15 protein-coding genes are annotated in these 16,796 nt (G+C 58.3%); 5 read left to right on the top strand and 10 right to left on the bottom strand.

Going from position 1 to position 16,796, the window contains the following annotated elements; translation table 11 throughout:
* Window positions 1-78: 78 nt before the first annotated feature.
* Window positions 79-1,725 carry a Na+/H+ antiporter gene (locus OSH03_RS19560; protein WP_061099543.1) on the top strand — a complete coding sequence of 549 codons (1,647 nt, stop codon included), beginning with the start codon at window positions 79-81 and terminating at the stop codon, window positions 1,723-1,725.
* Between the two features lie 95 nt (window positions 1,726-1,820).
* Here OSH03_RS19560 and OSH03_RS19555 read toward each other — a convergent pair whose 3' ends face one another.
* Entirely contained in the window at window positions 1,821-2,702 is an 882-nt protein-coding gene (locus tag OSH03_RS19555) for a LysR family transcriptional regulator (RefSeq protein WP_151412710.1), read from the bottom strand.
* Window positions 2,703-2,804: 102 nt separating this feature from the next.
* Here OSH03_RS19555 and OSH03_RS19550 point away from each other — a divergent pair, with 102 nt between their 5' ends.
* Window positions 2,805-3,215 (top strand): CidA/LrgA family protein, encoded by a 411-nt coding sequence (locus tag OSH03_RS19550; protein WP_266179868.1) that lies wholly within the window; start codon window positions 2,805-2,807, stop codon window positions 3,213-3,215.
* Entirely contained in the window at window positions 3,208-3,897 is a 690-nt protein-coding gene (locus OSH03_RS19545; RefSeq protein WP_266179867.1) for an LrgB family protein, read from the top strand. The genes OSH03_RS19550 and OSH03_RS19545 overlap by 8 nt, the downstream gene beginning before the upstream one ends.
* Window positions 3,898-3,929: 32 nt before the next feature.
* On the opposite strand, the gene actP is transcribed toward OSH03_RS19545, so the two are convergent.
* The 3 genes from actP to acs all read right to left on the bottom strand — a co-directional run bounded on the left by actP (window position 3,930) and on the right by acs (window position 7,982).
* Window positions 3,930-5,579 carry a cation/acetate symporter ActP gene (gene actP / locus OSH03_RS19540; RefSeq protein WP_266179866.1) on the bottom strand — a complete coding sequence of 550 codons (1,650 nt, stop codon included), beginning with the start codon at window positions 5,577-5,579 and terminating at the stop codon, window positions 3,930-3,932.
* Window positions 5,576-5,890 (bottom strand): DUF485 domain-containing protein, encoded by a 315-nt coding sequence (locus OSH03_RS19535; RefSeq protein WP_266179906.1) that lies wholly within the window; start codon window positions 5,888-5,890, stop codon window positions 5,576-5,578. Before OSH03_RS19535 ends, actP begins: the two co-directional genes overlap by 4 nt.
* A gap of 133 nt (window positions 5,891-6,023) precedes the next feature.
* Window positions 6,024-7,982: an acetate--CoA ligase gene (gene acs / locus OSH03_RS19530; RefSeq protein ID WP_266179865.1), complete on the bottom strand. Its 1,959-nt coding sequence runs from the start codon at window positions 7,980-7,982 to the stop codon at window positions 6,024-6,026.
* Between the two features lie 423 nt (window positions 7,983-8,405).
* Between acs and gltP the strand changes: the two genes are divergently transcribed.
* Window positions 8,406-9,719 (top strand): glutamate/aspartate:proton symporter GltP, encoded by a 1,314-nt coding sequence (gene gltP / locus OSH03_RS19525; RefSeq protein WP_028015187.1) that lies wholly within the window; start codon window positions 8,406-8,408, stop codon window positions 9,717-9,719.
* Between the two features lie 52 nt (window positions 9,720-9,771).
* Here gltP and OSH03_RS19520 read toward each other — a convergent pair whose 3' ends face one another.
* The 3 genes from OSH03_RS19520 to fdhF all read right to left on the bottom strand — a co-directional run bounded on the left by OSH03_RS19520 (window position 9,772) and on the right by fdhF (window position 13,189).
* Window positions 9,772-10,446: a tetratricopeptide repeat protein gene (locus OSH03_RS19520; protein WP_061099535.1), complete on the bottom strand. Its 675-nt coding sequence runs from the start codon at window positions 10,444-10,446 to the stop codon at window positions 9,772-9,774.
* A 121-nt stretch (window positions 10,447-10,567) separates the two neighbouring features.
* Window positions 10,568-10,720 carry a Hok/Gef family protein gene (locus OSH03_RS19515; RefSeq protein ID WP_151412713.1) on the bottom strand — a complete coding sequence of 51 codons (153 nt, stop codon included), beginning with the start codon at window positions 10,718-10,720 and terminating at the stop codon, window positions 10,568-10,570.
* 321 nt (window positions 10,721-11,041) lie between these two features.
* Entirely contained in the window at window positions 11,042-13,189 is a 2,148-nt protein-coding gene (gene fdhF / locus OSH03_RS19510; protein ID WP_080442041.1) for a formate dehydrogenase subunit alpha, read from the bottom strand.
* A 258-nt stretch (window positions 13,190-13,447) separates the two neighbouring features.
* On the opposite strand from fdhF, the gene OSH03_RS19505 reads away from it, so the two are divergent.
* Window positions 13,448-14,179 carry a response regulator gene (locus tag OSH03_RS19505; protein ID WP_061099531.1) on the top strand — a complete coding sequence of 244 codons (732 nt, stop codon included), beginning with the start codon at window positions 13,448-13,450 and terminating at the stop codon, window positions 14,177-14,179.
* Here OSH03_RS19505 and OSH03_RS19500 read toward each other — a convergent pair.
* Genes OSH03_RS19500 through OSH03_RS19490 form a run of 3 tightly spaced genes read right to left on the bottom strand, consistent with a single transcriptional unit; the run spans window position 14,176 to window position 16,737 of the window.
* The gene (locus tag OSH03_RS19500; RefSeq protein ID WP_266179863.1) at window positions 14,176-15,180 is read right to left on the bottom strand and encodes a carbohydrate kinase family protein; all 1,005 of its coding nucleotides are present in this window, start codon (window positions 15,178-15,180) and stop codon (window positions 14,176-14,178) included. The genes OSH03_RS19505 and OSH03_RS19500 overlap by 4 nt on opposite strands.
* Complete coding sequence (locus tag OSH03_RS19495) at window positions 15,180-16,040, bottom strand: ketose 1,6-bisphosphate aldolase (RefSeq protein ID WP_266179905.1); 861 nt, start codon at window positions 16,038-16,040, stop codon at window positions 15,180-15,182. Before OSH03_RS19495 ends, OSH03_RS19500 begins: the two co-directional genes overlap by 1 nt.
* Before the next feature lie 10 nt (window positions 16,041-16,050).
* Window positions 16,051-16,737, bottom strand: coding sequence for a D-lyxose/D-mannose isomerase (locus tag OSH03_RS19490; protein WP_151412715.1), 687 nt, complete (start codon window positions 16,735-16,737; stop codon window positions 16,051-16,053).
* Window positions 16,738-16,796 lie beyond the last annotated feature (59 nt).

Below are 16,796 nucleotides of genomic sequence, written 5' to 3'. Positions count from 1 at the left end.
TGCGTTACTCTGGAGAAGATAGAATAAAAGGCACGACGCCTTCCGTAGTACATAAGTAACACAGCAAACAGGGAACGCATGGAAATCTTCTTCACAATACTCATCATGACCCTTGTGGTCTCGTTATCCGGGGTGGTCACACGCGTACTGCCCTTCCAGGTCCCCCTGCCTTTAATGCAAATAGCTATCGGTGCGCTGCTGGCGTGGCCGACGTTCGGTCTGCACGTGGAGTTCGACCCGGAACTGTTCCTCGTGCTGTTTATCCCGCCGCTGCTGTTTGCCGATGGCTGGAAAACCCCCACGCGCGAGTTTCTGGAACACGGTCGAGAGATCCTCGGCCTGGCGCTGGCGCTGGTCGTCGTGACCGTGGTCGGGATTGGTTTCCTGATCTACTGGACCGTACCGGGTATCCCGCTCATCCCCGCCTTTGCGCTGGCCGCCGTGCTGTCGCCTACCGACGCCGTGGCGCTTTCCGGCATTGTGGGCGAAGGGCGCATTCCGAAGAAAATTATGGGCATTTTGCAGGGCGAGGCGCTGATGAACGACGCTTCCGGCCTGGTTGCCCTGAAGTTTGCCGTGGCGGTTGCCATGGGAACGATGATCTTTACCGTGGGTGGCGCGACCCTGGAATTCTTCAAGGTGGCGATTGGCGGTATCCTCGCGGGCTTCGTGGTGAGCTGGCTGTACGGCCGCTCGCTGCGCTTCCTCAGCCGCTGGGGCGGCGATGAACCGGCAACGCAGATCGTCCTGCTGTTCCTGCTGCCGTTTGCCTCTTACCTGATCGCTGAACATATCGGCGTTTCGGGCATTCTGGCGGCGGTAGCGGCGGGGATGACCATCACCCGTTCCGGCGTAATGCGCCGCGCGCCGCTGGCGATGCGCCTGCGCGCCAACAGCACCTGGGCGATGCTGGAATTCGTGTTCAACGGCATGGTATTCCTGCTGCTGGGCCTGCAGCTGCCGGGCATTATGGAGTCCTCGCTGATCGCGGCGGAGGCGGATCCAAACGTTGAAGTCTGGATGCTGTTTACCGATATCGTGCTGATCTACATGGCATTGATGCTGGTGCGTTTCGGCTGGCTGTGGACGATGAAAAAATTCAGCATGCGCTTCCTGACCAAAAAGCCGATGGAGTTCGGCTCCTGGACCACGCGCGAGCTGCTGATTGCCTCCTTCGCGGGCGTGCGCGGGGCAATTACCCTCGCCGGTGTGCTCTCTATTCCGCTGCTGCTGCCGACGGGCGACGTCTTCCCGGCGCGCTACGAGCTGGTGTTCCTGGCGGCGGGCGTGATCCTCTTCTCGCTGTTTGTCGGCGTGATTATGCTGCCGATTTTACTCCAGCACATTGATGCCGGTGACTCGACCCAACAGCACAAAGAGGAGCGGATTGCCCGCGCGGCCACGGCGGAAGTGGCGATTGTGGCCATCGAGAAGATGGAGGAGCGCCTGGCCGCCGATGCCGAAGAGAACATTGATAACCAGCTGCTGAAGGAAGTCAGTTCCCGCGTGATAGGCAACCTGCGCCGCCGCGCTGACGGGCGTAACGACGTGGAAAGCTCGCTGCAGGAAGAAAACCTGGAGCGCCGCTTCCGCCTGGCGGCGCTGCGCTCAGAGCGCGCCGAGCTGTACCACCTGCGCGCCACGCGTCAGATCAGCAACGAGACGCTGCAAAAGCTGCTGCACGATCTGGACCTGCTGGAAGCGTTGTTGATAGAGAATCAGTAGCGTTGTTTTTTCCCCTCACCCTAGCCCTCTCCCCACAGGGGAGAGGGAACCGATCGAGCCCCTCGCCCCTATGGGGAGAGGGGTTGGGGTGAGGGTCAGGGCACCCAAAACCCCTCACAGCATTGCAGCCACGCCTGCGCGCTCTGTGATAAATACACTCCTTCACGCCATATCATCCCCAACTGCCAGTGCAGATCGCTCTCCAGCGGGATCCAGCGCAGCGTGTTTTTATCCAGCCGCTCGCAAATCGGCTGCGGTAGAATGGCAATCCCCACGCCCGCCTGCACCATCGCCGCCAGGAAATCCCACTGACCGCTGCGCACCGCAATGCGCGGCTTCACGTTATGGTGGTTAAACAGGGTCATCAGCTGGCGGCTTAAGGCGAAGTCTTCGTTGTAGATCAGCAGGGGATGCTCGCCGAGAAGCTCGGGCTTCACCGAATCTATCTTCAGCCAGTCGCCGGAGCGGGGCACCAGCACGCACAGAGGGTGGCTAAAGAGCGGCAGCGTCGCCAGTCCGCTCTCCTCCTCCACGGGAAGGGCGGTCATCGCCACGTCCAGCTCGCCGTTGATCACCGCCTGCTGCACGGTCAGGCCGCCAAATTCAGAAATTTTAAGCTCAACGCCGGGGTAGCGCTGGCGGAACAGGCTAATCGGCCCGGCCATCATCATGCCGACCATCGGCGGAATGCCCAGGCGTAACAGCCCTTTAGTCAGATGGTTGATGTCCGCAAGCTCGGCCTCAAGCTGGCGGAACTCCGCCAGGATCGCCAGCCCGCGCTCGAACACCACGCGTCCGGTATCCGTCAGCAGCAGCTTGCGTCCGTCGCGGATCAGCAGGGTACAGTTCAGCTCATCTTCGAGGTTTTTCAGCATCTTGCTGATGGTCGGCTGGGTAACGAACAACTTCTCCGCTGCGCGGGTGAAACTTTGCTGGCGAACCACCTCGACAAAATAGCGCAGCGTTCTTATGTCCATGATTATTCCTCGAAACTATACCTTCGATGATTTTAATTCATTTCAGTCGATGACGTACGCTCACTATACTGGCGCCTCGTCTCATTTCTGAGGAAAACCCCCATGGCCGTGGCGTTAAGCCGTGTTACGCCTGCCGTTGTGCAACGACTCCTGGTACCGGTTCAGGTACTGCTCTACGCGGGACTGTTTGTTTTTGCGGAATACCTTGTCGACTGGCTGCACCTGCCTTTACCCGCCAACCTGGTGGGGATGGTACTGATGCTGACGCTGATCCTCTCACGTGCGTTACCCCTTAGCTGGGTGCGGGCCGGCGCGCGCTGGCTGCTGGCGGAGATGCTGCTGTTCTTCGTTCCGGCCGTGGTCGCCGTGGTGAACTATGCGCAGCTGCTGATGGTCGACGGCTGGCGCATCTTCGCGGTTATCGCCCTGAGCACGCTGATGGTGCTGGGTGCCACCGCCTGGGTGGTGGATAAAGTGTATCGGTTTGAAATCAGCAGGCAGAAGCATGACTAACTTTCAGATAAGCGTGCTGTGCCTGATTGCGACGGTCGTCATCTACTTTGCCAACAAACGCCTGTACCGCCGCTTCCGCGCACTGCCGCTGATGCCGCTGGTCTTCACGCCCATCCTGCTGGTGCTGATGCTGGTCTTCGGCCATATCTCCTGGCAGAACTACATTGGTGAGTCCCACTGGCTGCTGTGGCTGCTCGGCCCGGCGACCATCGCTTTTGCGGTGCCGGTGTATGACAACCTGAAAATCATTAAACGCCACTGGATGTCGCTCAGCGCGGGCGTCGCCACCGCCACGGTGGTGGCGGTGTGCAGCTCGGTCTGGCTGGCGCGGCTGTTTACGCTGCCTGATGAAATCCAGCGCAGCCTGGCCGTACGTTCGGTGACCACGCCGTTTGCGCTGGCGGCGGCGAAACCGCTCGGCGGACAGCCGGATCTGGTGGCGCTGTTTGTGGTGGTCACGGGCGTCTTTGGCATGGCGGTGGGGGATGTGCTGTTCCTGCGGCTCTCTATTCGGGAAGGGATGGCGAAAGGGGCAGGGTTTGGCGCGGCGTCGCACGGCGCGGGGACCGCGCGTTCGTATGAGCTGGGTCAGCAGGAAGGGGTCGTTGCAAGCCTGGTGATGATGCTCTCGGGCGTAACGATGGTACTGATTGCGCCGCTGGTGGCGTGGGTGATGTTTTAAGCTCCCCGGCCAGATTGACCGGGGAGAAAGGCTTAGTGCGCGCGGCCCTGCTCGACGCCCAGGCCGGTCTGTGAACGGATAAACTGGGCGCGGAATTTCTCACGCTCCAGGTTACCCTCCGGCGAGTTGTCGGTGGCCGAGAAGACCCAGATACCGATAAACGCCACGGCAATAGAGAACAGCGCCGGGTACTCGTACGGGAAGATAGCGCTTTCGTGACCGAGGATCTGCACCCAGATGGTCGGGCCGAGGATCATCAGGATCACCGCCGTCAGCAGGCCCAGCCAGCCGCCAATCATCGCCCCACGGGTGGTCAGTTTTGACCAGTACATGGACAGCAGGATGATAGGGAAGTTACAGCTTGCCGCAATCGAGAAGGCCAGCCCCACCATAAAGGCGATGTTCTGCTTCTCGAACAGAATGCCTAACAGAATGGCCACAACGCCCAGCACCAGCACGGTGATTTTGGAGACCTTCAGCTCATCGCGCTCGCTTGCGCCTTTGCGGAAGACGTTGGCGTAGAGATCGTGCGATACCGCAGACGCGCCCGCCAGCGTCAGCCCTGCCACCACCGCAAGGATGGTGGCGAAGGCCACGGCGGAGATAAAGCCGAGGAACAGGTTGCCGCCCACCGCGTCGGCCAGGTGCACCGCCGCCATGTTGTTACCGCCGATCAGCGCGCCCGCCGCGTCTTTAAACGCCGGATTCGCCCCCACCAGCATGATTGCGCCGAAGCCGATGATAAAGGTCAGGATGTAGAAGTAACCCATAAAGCCGGTGGCGTAGAAGACGCTCTTGCGCGCTTCACGCGCATCGCTCACCGTAAAGAAGCGCATCAGAATATGCGGCAGGCCAGCGGTACCGAACATCAGGCCGAGACCGAGAGAGAGCGCGGAAATCGGGTCTTTCACCAGCCCGCCAGGGCTCATGATCGCTTCCCCTTTCGGGTGGACAGCCATCGCTTCGGTAAACAGATTATTGAAGCTAAAGCCGACGTGCTTCATCACCATAAAGGCCATAAAGCTGGCGCCGAACAGCAGCAGCACCGCTTTGATGATTTGCACCCAGGTGGTCGCCAGCATGCCGCCGAACAGGACGTACATCACCATCAGCACGCCCACCAGCACCACCGCGACGTGGTAGTTCAGGCCGAACAGCAGTTCGATCAGCTTGCCTGCCCCCACCATCTGGGCAATCAGGTAAAGAGCCACCACCACCAGCGAGCCACAGGCGGAGAGCATGCGGATAGGGCCCTGTTTCAGGCGGTATGAGGCCACGTCGGCAAAGGTATAGCGACCGAGGTTACGCAGGCGCTCGGCAATCAGGAACAGAATGATCGGCCAGCCGACGAGGAAGCCGAGGGAGTAGATTAGCCCGTCGTAGCCGGAGGTGTAGACCAGCGCGGAGATCCCGAGGAACGAGGCGGCAGACATAAAATCACCCGCAATCGCCAGCCCGTTCTGGAAGCCGGTAATGTTGCCGCCCGCGGTGTAGTAATCGTTACGGGAGCGCACGCGTTTCGACGCCCAGTAGGTGATGTAAAGCGTCAGCACCACGAAAATCAGGAACATCACAATCGCCTGCCAGTTGGTTGGCTGGCGCTGGACTTCGCCGGTAAGGGCATCCGCCGCGCTTGCAGCAAAGGGAAGTGTGGCGGCAATCGCCGTCAGAACTCGCTTCATGATGCTTTTACCTCTTGCAGTACCGCTTTATTGAGACGATCGAATTCACCGTTGGCGCGCCAGACGTATACGCCGGTCAGCAAGAATGAAATCACAATCACGCCAATGCCAATCGGAATGCCGCGCGTGACGCTGGTACCCGCATGCAGCGGGGTGCCCAGCCAGTGCGGCGCAAAGGCGATCAGCAGAATAAAGCCGACGTAGATAATCAGCATGATGATAGAAAGTAAGAAGGCAAACCGTTGCCGTTTATCGACGAGCTCCCTGTAGTGCGCACTATTCTCTATCTGCTGACAAATATCATGATTCATCACAGAAATCTCCAGAGGTAAGGTTGGTTTGTTTTATCCCCTCTCCCCTATGGGGAGAGGGTTAGGGTGAGGGGAGGAAGGTGCGGTCTGATGCCCTCACCCCGGCCCTCTCCCACGGGGAGAGGGAGAAAAATTAGGAAGGCATTGCGATGGCCTGCTTCTCTTCGAGCAGTTTGTCCACCACGCCAGGATCCGCAAGCGTCGAGGTATCACCAAGGTTGCTGGTGTCCCCCGCCGCGATTTTGCGCAGGATACGGCGCATAATCTTGCCGGAACGGGTTTTCGGCAGCGAGTCGGTCCAGTGCAGCACGTCCGGCGTGGCAAGCGGGCCGATCTCTTTACGGACCCAGTTGCGCACTTCGGTATACAGCTCCGGCGAGGGTTCTTCGCCGTGGTTCAGGGTGACGTAGGCGTAAATCGCCTGGCCTTTGATGTTGTGAGGAATGCCCACAACCGCCGCTTCGGCAATCTTCGGATGCGATACCAGCGCAGACTCAATCTCCGCCGTGCCCAGACGGTGACCGGAAACGTTCAGCACGTCGTCCACGCGTCCGGTGATCCAGTAATAGCCGTCTTCGTCACGGCGCGCGCCGTCGCCGCTGAAGTACATGTTTTTAAAGGTCGAGAAGTAGGTCTGCTCGAAGCGATCGTGATCACCGAACAGGGTGCGCGCCTGGCCCGGCCAGGAATCGACGATCACCAGGTTGCCCTCGGTGGCGCCTTCCTGCGGATTGCCTTCGTTATCCACCAGCGCAGGCTGCACGCCGAAGAACGGACGGGTTGCCGAGCCGGCCTTCAGCTGCGTTGCGCCCGGCATCGGGGTGATCATGAAGCCGCCGGTTTCGGTCTGCCACCAGGTGTCCATCACCGGGCACTTCTCGTTGCCAATCTTCTTCCAGTACCACTCCCAGGCTTCCGGGTTAATGGGTTCGCCCACGGAACCGAGGATGCGCAGTGAAGAGCGGTCGGTGCCCTCGATGGCCTTATCACCTTCCGCCATTAGCGCGCGGATCGCCGTTGGCGCGGTGTAGAGAATGTTGACCTGGTGCTTATCGACCACCTGACACATGCGCGCCGGGGTCGGCCAGTTCGGTACGCCCTCAAACATCAGCGTCGTTGCGCCGCAGGCCAGCGGGCCGTACAGCAGGTAGCTGTGGCCGGTCACCCAGCCCACGTCGGCGGTACACCAGTAGATGTCGCCCGGATGGTAGTCGAAAACGTATTTGAAGGTGGTGGCCGCATAGACCAGATAGCCGCCGGTGGTGTGCAGAACGCCTTTCGGTTTACCGGTTGAGCCGGAGGTGTAAAGAATAAACAGTGGATCTTCCGCGTTCATCTCTTCAGGCTGATGCTGGTCGCTCGCGTTTTCAATCAGGTCGCTCCACCACAGGTCGCGCCCCTCGTTCCAGTCGATCTTGCCGCCGGTACGCTTAAGGACAATGACGTTGCTGACCGTTTTGACGTTGGGGTTTTTCAGCGCTTCGTCGACGTTTTTCTTCAGTGGGATACCGCGTCCGGCGCGCACGCCCTCGTCGGCAGTGATCACCAGCTTCGAGTTAGAGTCAACGATGCGCCCGGCAACCGCTTCCGGCGAGAAGCCGCCGAAGATAACGGAGTGGATCGCGCCGATGCGCGCGCAGGCGAGCATAGCCACCGCGGCTTCCGGCACCATCGGCATATAGATAGCGACCACATCGCCTTTTTTAATGCCTTTTTCCAGCAGGACGTTGGCGAAGCGGCAGACGTCGCGGTGCAGTTCTTTATAAGAGATGTGTTTGCTCTGAGAGGCATCGTCGCCTTCCCAGATAATGGCCGTTTCGTTGCCGCGCTCGGCGAGATGGCGGTCCAGGCAGTTCGCCGCCAGGTTCAGCGTGCCGTCTTCATACCATTTAATGGAGACGTTGCCCGGCGCAAAGGAGGTGTTCTTCACCTTCTGGTAAGGTTTGATCCAGTCAAGGATGTGACCCTGCTCGCCCCAGAAGGCGTCCGGGTTAGTAACAGATTGCTGATATTTCTCGTGGTACTGCTCCGGGCTGATCAGGCAACGGTCCGCAATGTTTGCGGGAATGTCGTGTTTGTGTATTTGGCTCATGGCTTTTTTTCTCCTTGTAAGATGTTAATAATATGTCGCAAAAACGTTAATAGTAGGGGCTTTACAAGCTTTGTTTATTATTTGGGCGACAGATCACGCATTGTTTGAACAGGCTGAAAATTGAGCGAATGAAACTTTGAAGGGAAATAATTCACGCCATCGATTATTCACAATTCTTTATAAAAAAGCGTTTTTATAACAAAAGGTTATTTATCAGAATTATGACAAACTCGCGTCATAACCGCTTTTGGGAGTGAAATGCGTCGTTCTTTAAGGCTTGCGCAACAGGTCGTGCAAATGATACTCATACGCCGCGTTAAAAAATCCCATAAACCAACGCAACACAATTCATACCCTTTCAGTATGTCTCCATATTCATGCAGTTTTGCTGGTACGGAGATTTCATTGAGGAAGTCAGTTTCTATGAAAAATTTGAAAGTCAGCCTGGCCTGGCAGATCCTGCTGGCCCTTGTGCTGGGCATCTTGCTGGGCAGTTATCTTCATTATCATAGCGACAGCCGCGAATGGCTGATTGCGAACCTGCTCTCTCCGGCAGGCGATATTTTTATTCATCTGATTAAGATGATTGTGGTGCCGATTGTGATCTCGACGCTGGTGGTCGGTATCGCGGGCGTCGGCGATGCAAAGCAGTTAGGCCGCATCGGTGCGAAAACCATTCTCTATTTCGAAGTGATCACCACGGTTGCGATTATCCTCGGCATTACGCTGGCAAACGTGTTCCAGCCGGGCTCCGGGATCGATATGTCGCAGCTGGCAACGGTGGATATTTCGAAATACCAAAGCACCACCGCTGACGTGCAGAGCCATTCTCACGGTCTGATGGGAACTATCCTGTCGCTGGTGCCGACCAACATCATAGCTTCCATGGCGAAAGGCGAGATGCTGCCGATCATCTTCTTCTCGGTGCTGTTTGGTCTGGGGCTTTCCTCCCTGCCGGCGACGCACCGCGAGCCGCTGGTCACCGTGTTCCGCTCTATCTCCGAAACCATGTTCAAAGTGACCCATATGGTGATGCGCTACGCGCCGGTCGGGGTGTTCGCGCTTATCGCAGTGACCGTGGCGAACTTCGGTTTTGCCTCCCTGTGGCCGCTGGCGAAGCTGGTGATTCTGGTGCACTTCGCGATCCTGTTCTTCGCGCTGGTGGTGCTGGGCATTGTGGCGCGCCTGTGCGGGCTGAGCATCTGGATCCTGATCCGTATCCTCAAGGATGAGCTGATTCTGGCGTACTCGACGGCAAGCTCCGAGAGCGTGCTGCCGCGCATTATTGAGAAGATGGAGGCCTACGGTGCCCCAGCGTCTATCACCAGCTTCGTGGTGCCGACCGGCTACTCTTTTAACCTGGACGGTTCAACGCTGTACCAGAGTATCGCCGCTATCTTTATCGCGCAGCTGTACGGCATTGACCTTTCGCTGTGGCAGGAGATCGTGCTGGTGCTGACCCTCATGGTGACGTCTAAAGGTATCGCAGGCGTGCCGGGCGTCTCCTTCGTGGTGCTGCTGGCGACGCTTGGCAGCGTCGGTATTCCGCTGGAAGGTCTGGCATTTATTGCCGGTGTGGACCGTATCCTCGACATGGCGCGTACGGCGCTGAACGTGGTGGGTAACGCGCTGGCGGTGCTGGTTATCGCCAAGTGGGAACATAAATTCGACCGTAAAAAAGCGCTGGCGTATGAACGCGAGGTGCTGGGTCGTTTTGATAAAACGGCTGACCAGTGATGTAACGATTCTTCCCTCTCCCCTTTGGGGAGAGGGTTAGGGTGAGGGGATTTTACTCCCCGCTCAACGCATCAAACTCTTCACACCCCGTATCAAACCCTTCCGTACAGCTCAGGTTCAACCAGTACAGCGCTTTCTGTTTATTGGGCGTGATAAAGCCTTTCTCACCCTGCTGGAACAGCATTCCTGCCCAGTATTCCGCATAGCCAGTACGTGACAGAGACGAGCTGCGCTTAAACCAAGATGCCGCCTGTACGTCATCCTGCGCCACTTCTACGCCGTTGGCATAAATCAGCCCCAGCAGCAGCTGCGCATCGACCGCCGAGTCGTTGTCGATATCTTCGGTCGCCGTTTGCAGGAGCTTGATGGCCTGAGGATAGTCGGTTTTACCCGCCTGCGTATTCACCAGAATGCGCGCCAGCATAATCGTGCCGCGCTTGCTGCCGGCGATGGTGGCCTGCTGCGCCAGCGCTTTAGCCTGCGCGTAATCCCCCTGCGTAAAAAGGATCTGCGAGAGTAATCCCATGGCGTCGACATCACCGCCTTTCGCGGCTTTCTCGGCCCACAGCGCGGCCTGCTTTCTGTCACCGGAGCTGAAGTACGTATCGGCGAGATAATACTGGGCGCGGGCATCGCCGGCTTCCGCCTGCTTCTGATACTGGCTGCCTATCTCATCCGCGCGGGCGAACGACGTAAAAAACAACAACAACAGAAAAATGGCTTTCATGGATTCTTATCATCTGGGTACACGCCGCGCAGTATAATCGCGGTAGCAAAAGAAAAAAATGGGTGCATTAAGACCTCAGCATCCTACAAGCCGGGCGGAACCGTGATTCCGCCCGTAGAGGTTAGCCTGCCAAGCAGGCTAATTTCGCCGCCACCTCCTGATGTTCACTCTTTATTGAAAACTCGCAGAGTCTACCGCGAGTAATAAAGGTAAAAATCACTATCGTCAGGCAGATAATAAAGACGATGCCTAACGCAGCTTTTAATGGAGTCATGCCTTTTACTCCTTGTCAAAAAAAGAATAAGAGGCTACTCTCAACCTGTTGGTAGTTGAGGGGTAGCCTCGGGTGAATGAAAATTTCCCGGGGCTTTCCACTTTCTGTCCCTCAACAATGCTCAAGACAGAAAGTCTTAAGCACCCGCCGCACATCTTATCTCTCTGAATTAAAGTGCAAAGATGTAATTCTGTTCTGCGCGAATTACATTATTTTTGCGAGCCGCTTTCCAGAATAATAATTGATATTTTTAATGTTTTAAGCGGAAATAAAAAGGGAGTGAATAAATCACTCCCTTTATTCAACGATCAATTAACGGCTTCAACCCATTGCGCTTTCACGCAGCCGTGCTTTCAGCTTGTTATATTCGTCGATCACATACTGTTCCGCCGCGTGCTGATCCGCAATCGGCTCCACGTTGACGGCGCAGTATTTATACTCCGGCGTTTTGGTTATCGGGCTTAGGTTCTCCGTCACCAGCTCGTTACAGGCACCAATCCACCACTGGTAGGTCATATAGACCGCCCCTTTGTTTGGACGGTCGCTGACCTGCGCGCGGGTAATGATGCGGCCCTTGCGAGAATTCACCCACACCAGCGCTTCATCCTCAATGCCGAGGCGCTCCGCGTCGGCGGTGTTGATCTGCGCGTAGCCCGGTTCGTCCGCCAGCGCCGCCAGCGCGGCACAGTTGCCGGTCATTGAACGGCAGGAGTAGTGGCCCACTTCACGCACGGTAGAGAGCACCATCGGATACTCGTCGGTGAGCTTGTCGATCGGCGCGACCCAGTCGCAGGTGAAGAACTGCGCCAGCCCGTTCGGGGTGTCGAACTTCTCTGCGAAGAGGTACGACGTGCCCCGATCTGCCTCCGACTCGTCCCGGCACGGCCACTGGATGTAACCCAGCTCACCCATTTTTTCATAGGTGGCTCCGTAGAAGTCCGGACACAGGTGACGCAGCTCGTCCCAGATCTCCTGGGTATTGTTGTAGTGCATCGGGTAGCCCATGCGGGTGGCGATTTCGCTGATGATCTGCCAGTCCGTTTTCAGATCCCACTTCGGTTCAACCGCCTTAAAGAAGCGCTGGAAGCCGCGGTCCGCCGCCGTGTAGACGCCCTCATGCTCGCCCCAGGAGGTCGACGGGAGAATCACATCCGCCGCCGCCGCGGTTTTGGTCATGAAGATATCCTGGACAATTACCAGCTCCAGATCCTCAAAGCCTTTGCGCACCGCAGACAGCTCGGCGTCGGTCTGGAGCGGATCTTCACCCATGATGTAGGCCGCACGTACTTCACCGTGCGCCGCGCGGTGCGGTAGCTCGCTGATGCGATAGCCGGTGTGTGCCGGCAGGCTCTCCACGCCCCAGGCCTTCGCGAACTTCTCGCGGTTTTCCGGGAACTTCACGTACTGGTAGCCCGGATAGGTATCCGGCAGCGCGCCCATATCGCAGGCACCCTGGACGTTATTCTGGCCGCGAACCGGGTTAACGCCGACGTGCGCCTTGCCCAGATTCCCCGTAAGCATCGCGAGGCTGGTCAGGGAACGCACGGTTTCCACGCCCTGGTAGAACTGGGTCACGCCCATGCCCCACAGGATGGCGGCGGTTTTCGCCCCGGCATACATCCGCGCCGCCTGGCGGATCTCCTGCGCGCTCACGCCGGTGATCGCTTCTACCGACTCCGGCGTATAGCCTTCGACGATTTTCCGATATTCTTCAAAGCCTTCCGTACGGCTCGCGACAAACGCCTGGTCGTACAGGTTCTCCTCAATAATGACGTGCCCCATCGCATTCAACAGCGCGATGTTCGAGCCGTTTTTCAGCGCGATGTGCATATCCGCAATGCGCGCGGTTTCGATTTTGCGCGGATCGCAGACGATGATTTTCGCCCCGTTCTGTTTAGCGCGAATAACGTGATTCGCGACGATAGGGTGAGAATCCGCCGGGTTATAGCCAAAGATGAACACCAGATCGGTGTTATCTATCTCGTTGATGGCATTACTCATTGCGCCGTTACCGACCGACTGGTGCAGACCTGCAACCGATGGGCCGTGTCAGACGCGAGCGCAGCAGTCGACGTTATTGGTTCCAATAACGGCGCGCGCGAATTTTTGCATCACATAGTTGGTTTCATTCCCGGTCCCGCGTGAGGAGCCGGTGGTCTGAATGGCATCCGGGCCATACTTGGCCTTAATGGCGCCGAGGCGCGTGGCGACGTAGTCCAGCGCCTCGTTCCAGGAGACGGCTTCCAGCTTGCCGCCGCGCTCGCGGCGGATCATAGGGGTTTTCAGGCGCGGGGTGAGGATTTGGGTATCGTTAATAAAATCCCAGCCGTAGTACCCTTTCAGGCACAGCGTGCCCTGGTTGGTTTTCCCCTGCGCGGCCTCCGCCCGGACGATTTTGCCGTTATCGACCACCAGGTGGATCTTGCAACCTGAGGCACAATAAGGGCAAACCGTGACGACTTTTTTCATCAGTCTGCTCCAGTTAATCAAATCTTTCGCACCGACTAATGCAGCTTCTATGCCATGTTTTTAATGTGGTTACTTCAGGGCTTGATGGGCGATTTTCTGGCGAAACCCCTGACGAAAGGCCGACAATCGTCAAAATTGACGTGTCGAATGGGCAGCGGATGTGACATGGGTTGAATTTCCGTCATGGAAAAAACCATTTCACTGGAGCCGACGGCAGAATGGTTCAGACTTAACATAATCCCCTGACGGAAGCATATGATGAAACCGGCGATACTGGTGGTTGATGACGATATGGCAGTCTGCGAACTGCTGCAGGACGTGCTGAGCGAGCACGTCTTCAGCGTGCTTGTCTGCCATAACGGTCAGGATGCGCTGCGGCAGGTCCAGCAGGAGCCGGCTATCGCGCTTGTGCTGCTGGATATGATGCTGCCGGATATCAACGGATTACAGGTTTTGCTGCAGCTGCAAAAGCAGCGCCCGGCGCTGCCGGTGATCATGTTAACCGGGCTGGGCAGTGAATCAGACGTGGTGGTGGGGCTGGAGATGGGGGCCGACGATTATATTGGCAAACCGTTTAATCCTCGCGTGGTGGTGGCCCGCGTAAAAGCCGTGCTGCGACGTACCGGGGCGCTGGCGGCAGAAACGCCGATGCCGCGCGCGGCGGGGATAACCTTTAACGACTGGACGCTGGATACCACCCGCTGTGAACTGATTGATCCGCAGCGTAACGTCGTGCCACTGACTCAGGGTGAATATGGCCTGCTGCTGGCGCTCACGCAGAGTGCCCGTCGGGTACTGAGCCGCGAGCAGCTCCTTGAGCTCACCCACAGCGAAAGTACCGAAGTGTTCGACCGCACGATTGACGTGTTGATCATGCGCCTGCGCCGGAAAATTGAAGCTAACCCGCATCAGCCTGCGCTTATCAAAACCATACGCGGGCTGGGCTACGTTTTTGCAGCCGATGTGTCCCATAGCGAGAAAGCGGCCTAAGTATTCTCTTTAATAAACAGCTGCAGTTCGGCCAGCGTTTTCGCGCCGTCAATCGCATTGGCCGCCAGCAGGCTGGCCCGCGCGCAGGCGTGCGCCAGATAAATGCTCTCCGTTAGCGACAGCGATTCATGGCAGCCGTATAAAAAGCCCGCGCAAAAGGCGTCGCCCGCGCCGACGCTGCCGATAATCTCGTTCTGCTCCAGCCTCCACGACGGAACCCATTTGCCTGCTTCTCCCGGGGCTTCACCCCATGCCCCTTCGGGGCAGTGAATCACCACCCGCTGGCGAACGCCTGCCGCCAGCAGCTGCGCGGCGGCGTCGGCGATATGGGCCATGTTCAGCGCGTCACTGTCGTTGCGCATCTCAAGCCCGCTAAACTCCCCGGCTTCCAGCTCGTTAATCACCAGATAATCAAGATGGCGCAGGGCGGGGAAGACCAGCGGCTGATAGCGCGGGTCGCCCTTGCGGGACACCAGATCGAGCGACGTTTCATACCCTTGCTCGCGCATCTGCGCCAGCAGCCGCGCGCTGCGGGTGCCAAATTCCTCATCCGGCATGTCCAGGCTGTCGAGCAGCAGCAGGTAGCCGAGATGGAAGATCTTCATCGATCCGTCGAGACGATCGAAGGCGGGAAGATCCAGCAGGCGGTTGGCGCCCGGCGAGTGGAAAAAGGTGCGCTGTCCGCTGGGATCGGTCATCACCTGCGACATGGAGGTCGGGGCGAAGGTGGTGCGCTGCACCCGCTGGCGGTTAACGTGATACTGGTCGAGCATCGCCAGAATGTAATCCCCGTCGCCGTCTTCCCCAATCAGCCCCACCGCCTGCAGCGGCAGGCCAGCGTGCATTTTCGCCAGCGTCAGCAGCACGTTCAACGGCGCGCCGCCGGTGGAGCGTTCGCTGTGGGTGATTTCCGCCAGCCAGCCGCGCTCCGGCCACTGCACGATCTGGTGGACGTGATCCACCAGCATGTTGCCTGCGGCGATGATGCCTTTGCGTTCCATTATGCCTGCCCCGCGCTGCCGAAGATGCGCATCTGTTCGGCGACCGTATCGGTTATCGCCTCTTCTATCCCCAGCAGCAGTTCGGCAAACTCGTCATAGAGCGGCTGGCGGTTCGCCATGCGCAGCTCGACGGCAGCGAGCGCGGCCTGCGACATGCCGGTGTAGAAGTTGATTTTATGAATGCCGAGCTCGATGGCGCGGCGGAAATCGGCATCGCTAATCCCGGATCCGCCGTGCAGCACCAGCGGCAGCCCCGTCTGCTGACGAATGGCGTCCAGGCGCGGGAAATCGAGCTTCGGTTCGCCTTTGTATTTCCCGTGCGCGTTACCGATGGCGACGGCCAGCGCGTCGATGCCGGTCTTATCGACAAACTCCCGCGCCAGCTGCGGGTCGGTAAAGAACGCTTCGTCCGCATGCCCGTACAGCGCGCCGCCTTCATCACCGCCTACCGCGCCCAGCTCCGCCTCTACCGAGACGCCCACCGCGTGGCACATCTTTACTACTTCCCGGGTCTGGCGAACGTTATCCTCGTAGCTCAGCGTCGAGCCGTCGAACATCACCGAGCTAAACCCCAGGCGCAGAGCGCGCACCACCGCCTCGAAATGCAGGCCGTGGTCGAGATTCAGCACCACGGGAATATCGTGACGGGCGGCTTCGAACTTAACCGCTTCGACAAGCGAATCCAGGGACACATACTTAAAGTGCACTTCGGCGATGTTGATGATAAACGGCGAGCGTTCCTGCTTTGCGGCGGCAAACAGCGCGCGCAGAAAATGGGAGTCGAGCACGTTAAACGCGCCCAGCGCGTAGCGATGTTTCCTGGCGTGCTCAAGACCGTCGGCAAGAGAAATCAGTGGCATCATTCACTCCTTATCTCTGAAACAGGTTGTACTCGTTGCACAGCACCAGCACCGCCGGTTCGTCTTCTTCAATGTTGTTATAGCGGGCAATGGGCTGTAAAAAGTGGTTGTCGTGCTCGTCGTCATTCACCGACGACACTTCGCCCACCAGCACGTCGCCAAAGCCGCGTTCGCCCCAGAAGCTGTGGTACAGGCCGGGCGTCAGACAGATGCTTTCCCCTGGCGTGAGGCGCAGCTGGCTGCCGGGCGCGTGGGTTTGCCGACAGCCGTCAATCGTGACGGTCACGTCCGTGTTTTCAGTCTCTTCATGCATCCCGGCATTCCACAACTCAATAATCAGATTCCCGCCGCCCCGGTTGATGATGTCTTCCCGCTTGCGCCAGTGAAAATGCATCGGCGTCACCTGGCCGTCGCGAACGTGCATGATTTTTTCGGCGTAGCATTTCTCATACGGTGCGCCGTTCGGCGAGCCGTTGCGCAGGGTAAACAGCGTCAGGCCCTGGGTGGCAAAGCTGTTGCCGCCGAACGCCGTCACGTCCCAGCCGAGCTTGAGGTCAAATACTTCCTGCCACGCAGCCCGATCGAGCTGCTGCCATTTGGTTGGCGGAAAGCTGGCAAACGGCGGGAGATGAACGTCGTGCATGGAAAAAAACTGCCGCGTGTGGCCGAGAATTTCATTGATGTCGGAGCGTTTCATGGGGACTCCTGGCATTATGTGCAAAACGTACCCCTCACCCTAACCCTCTCCCCAAAGGG

The sequence above is a fragment of the Enterobacter nematophilus genome (assembly GCF_026344075.1).
GTDB classification, from domain to species: domain Bacteria; phylum Pseudomonadota; class Gammaproteobacteria; order Enterobacterales; family Enterobacteriaceae; genus Enterobacter; species Enterobacter nematophilus.
The sequence above is the reverse complement of the archived record's forward strand: the minus strand, read 5'-3'. Positions and strand labels throughout refer to the sequence as shown.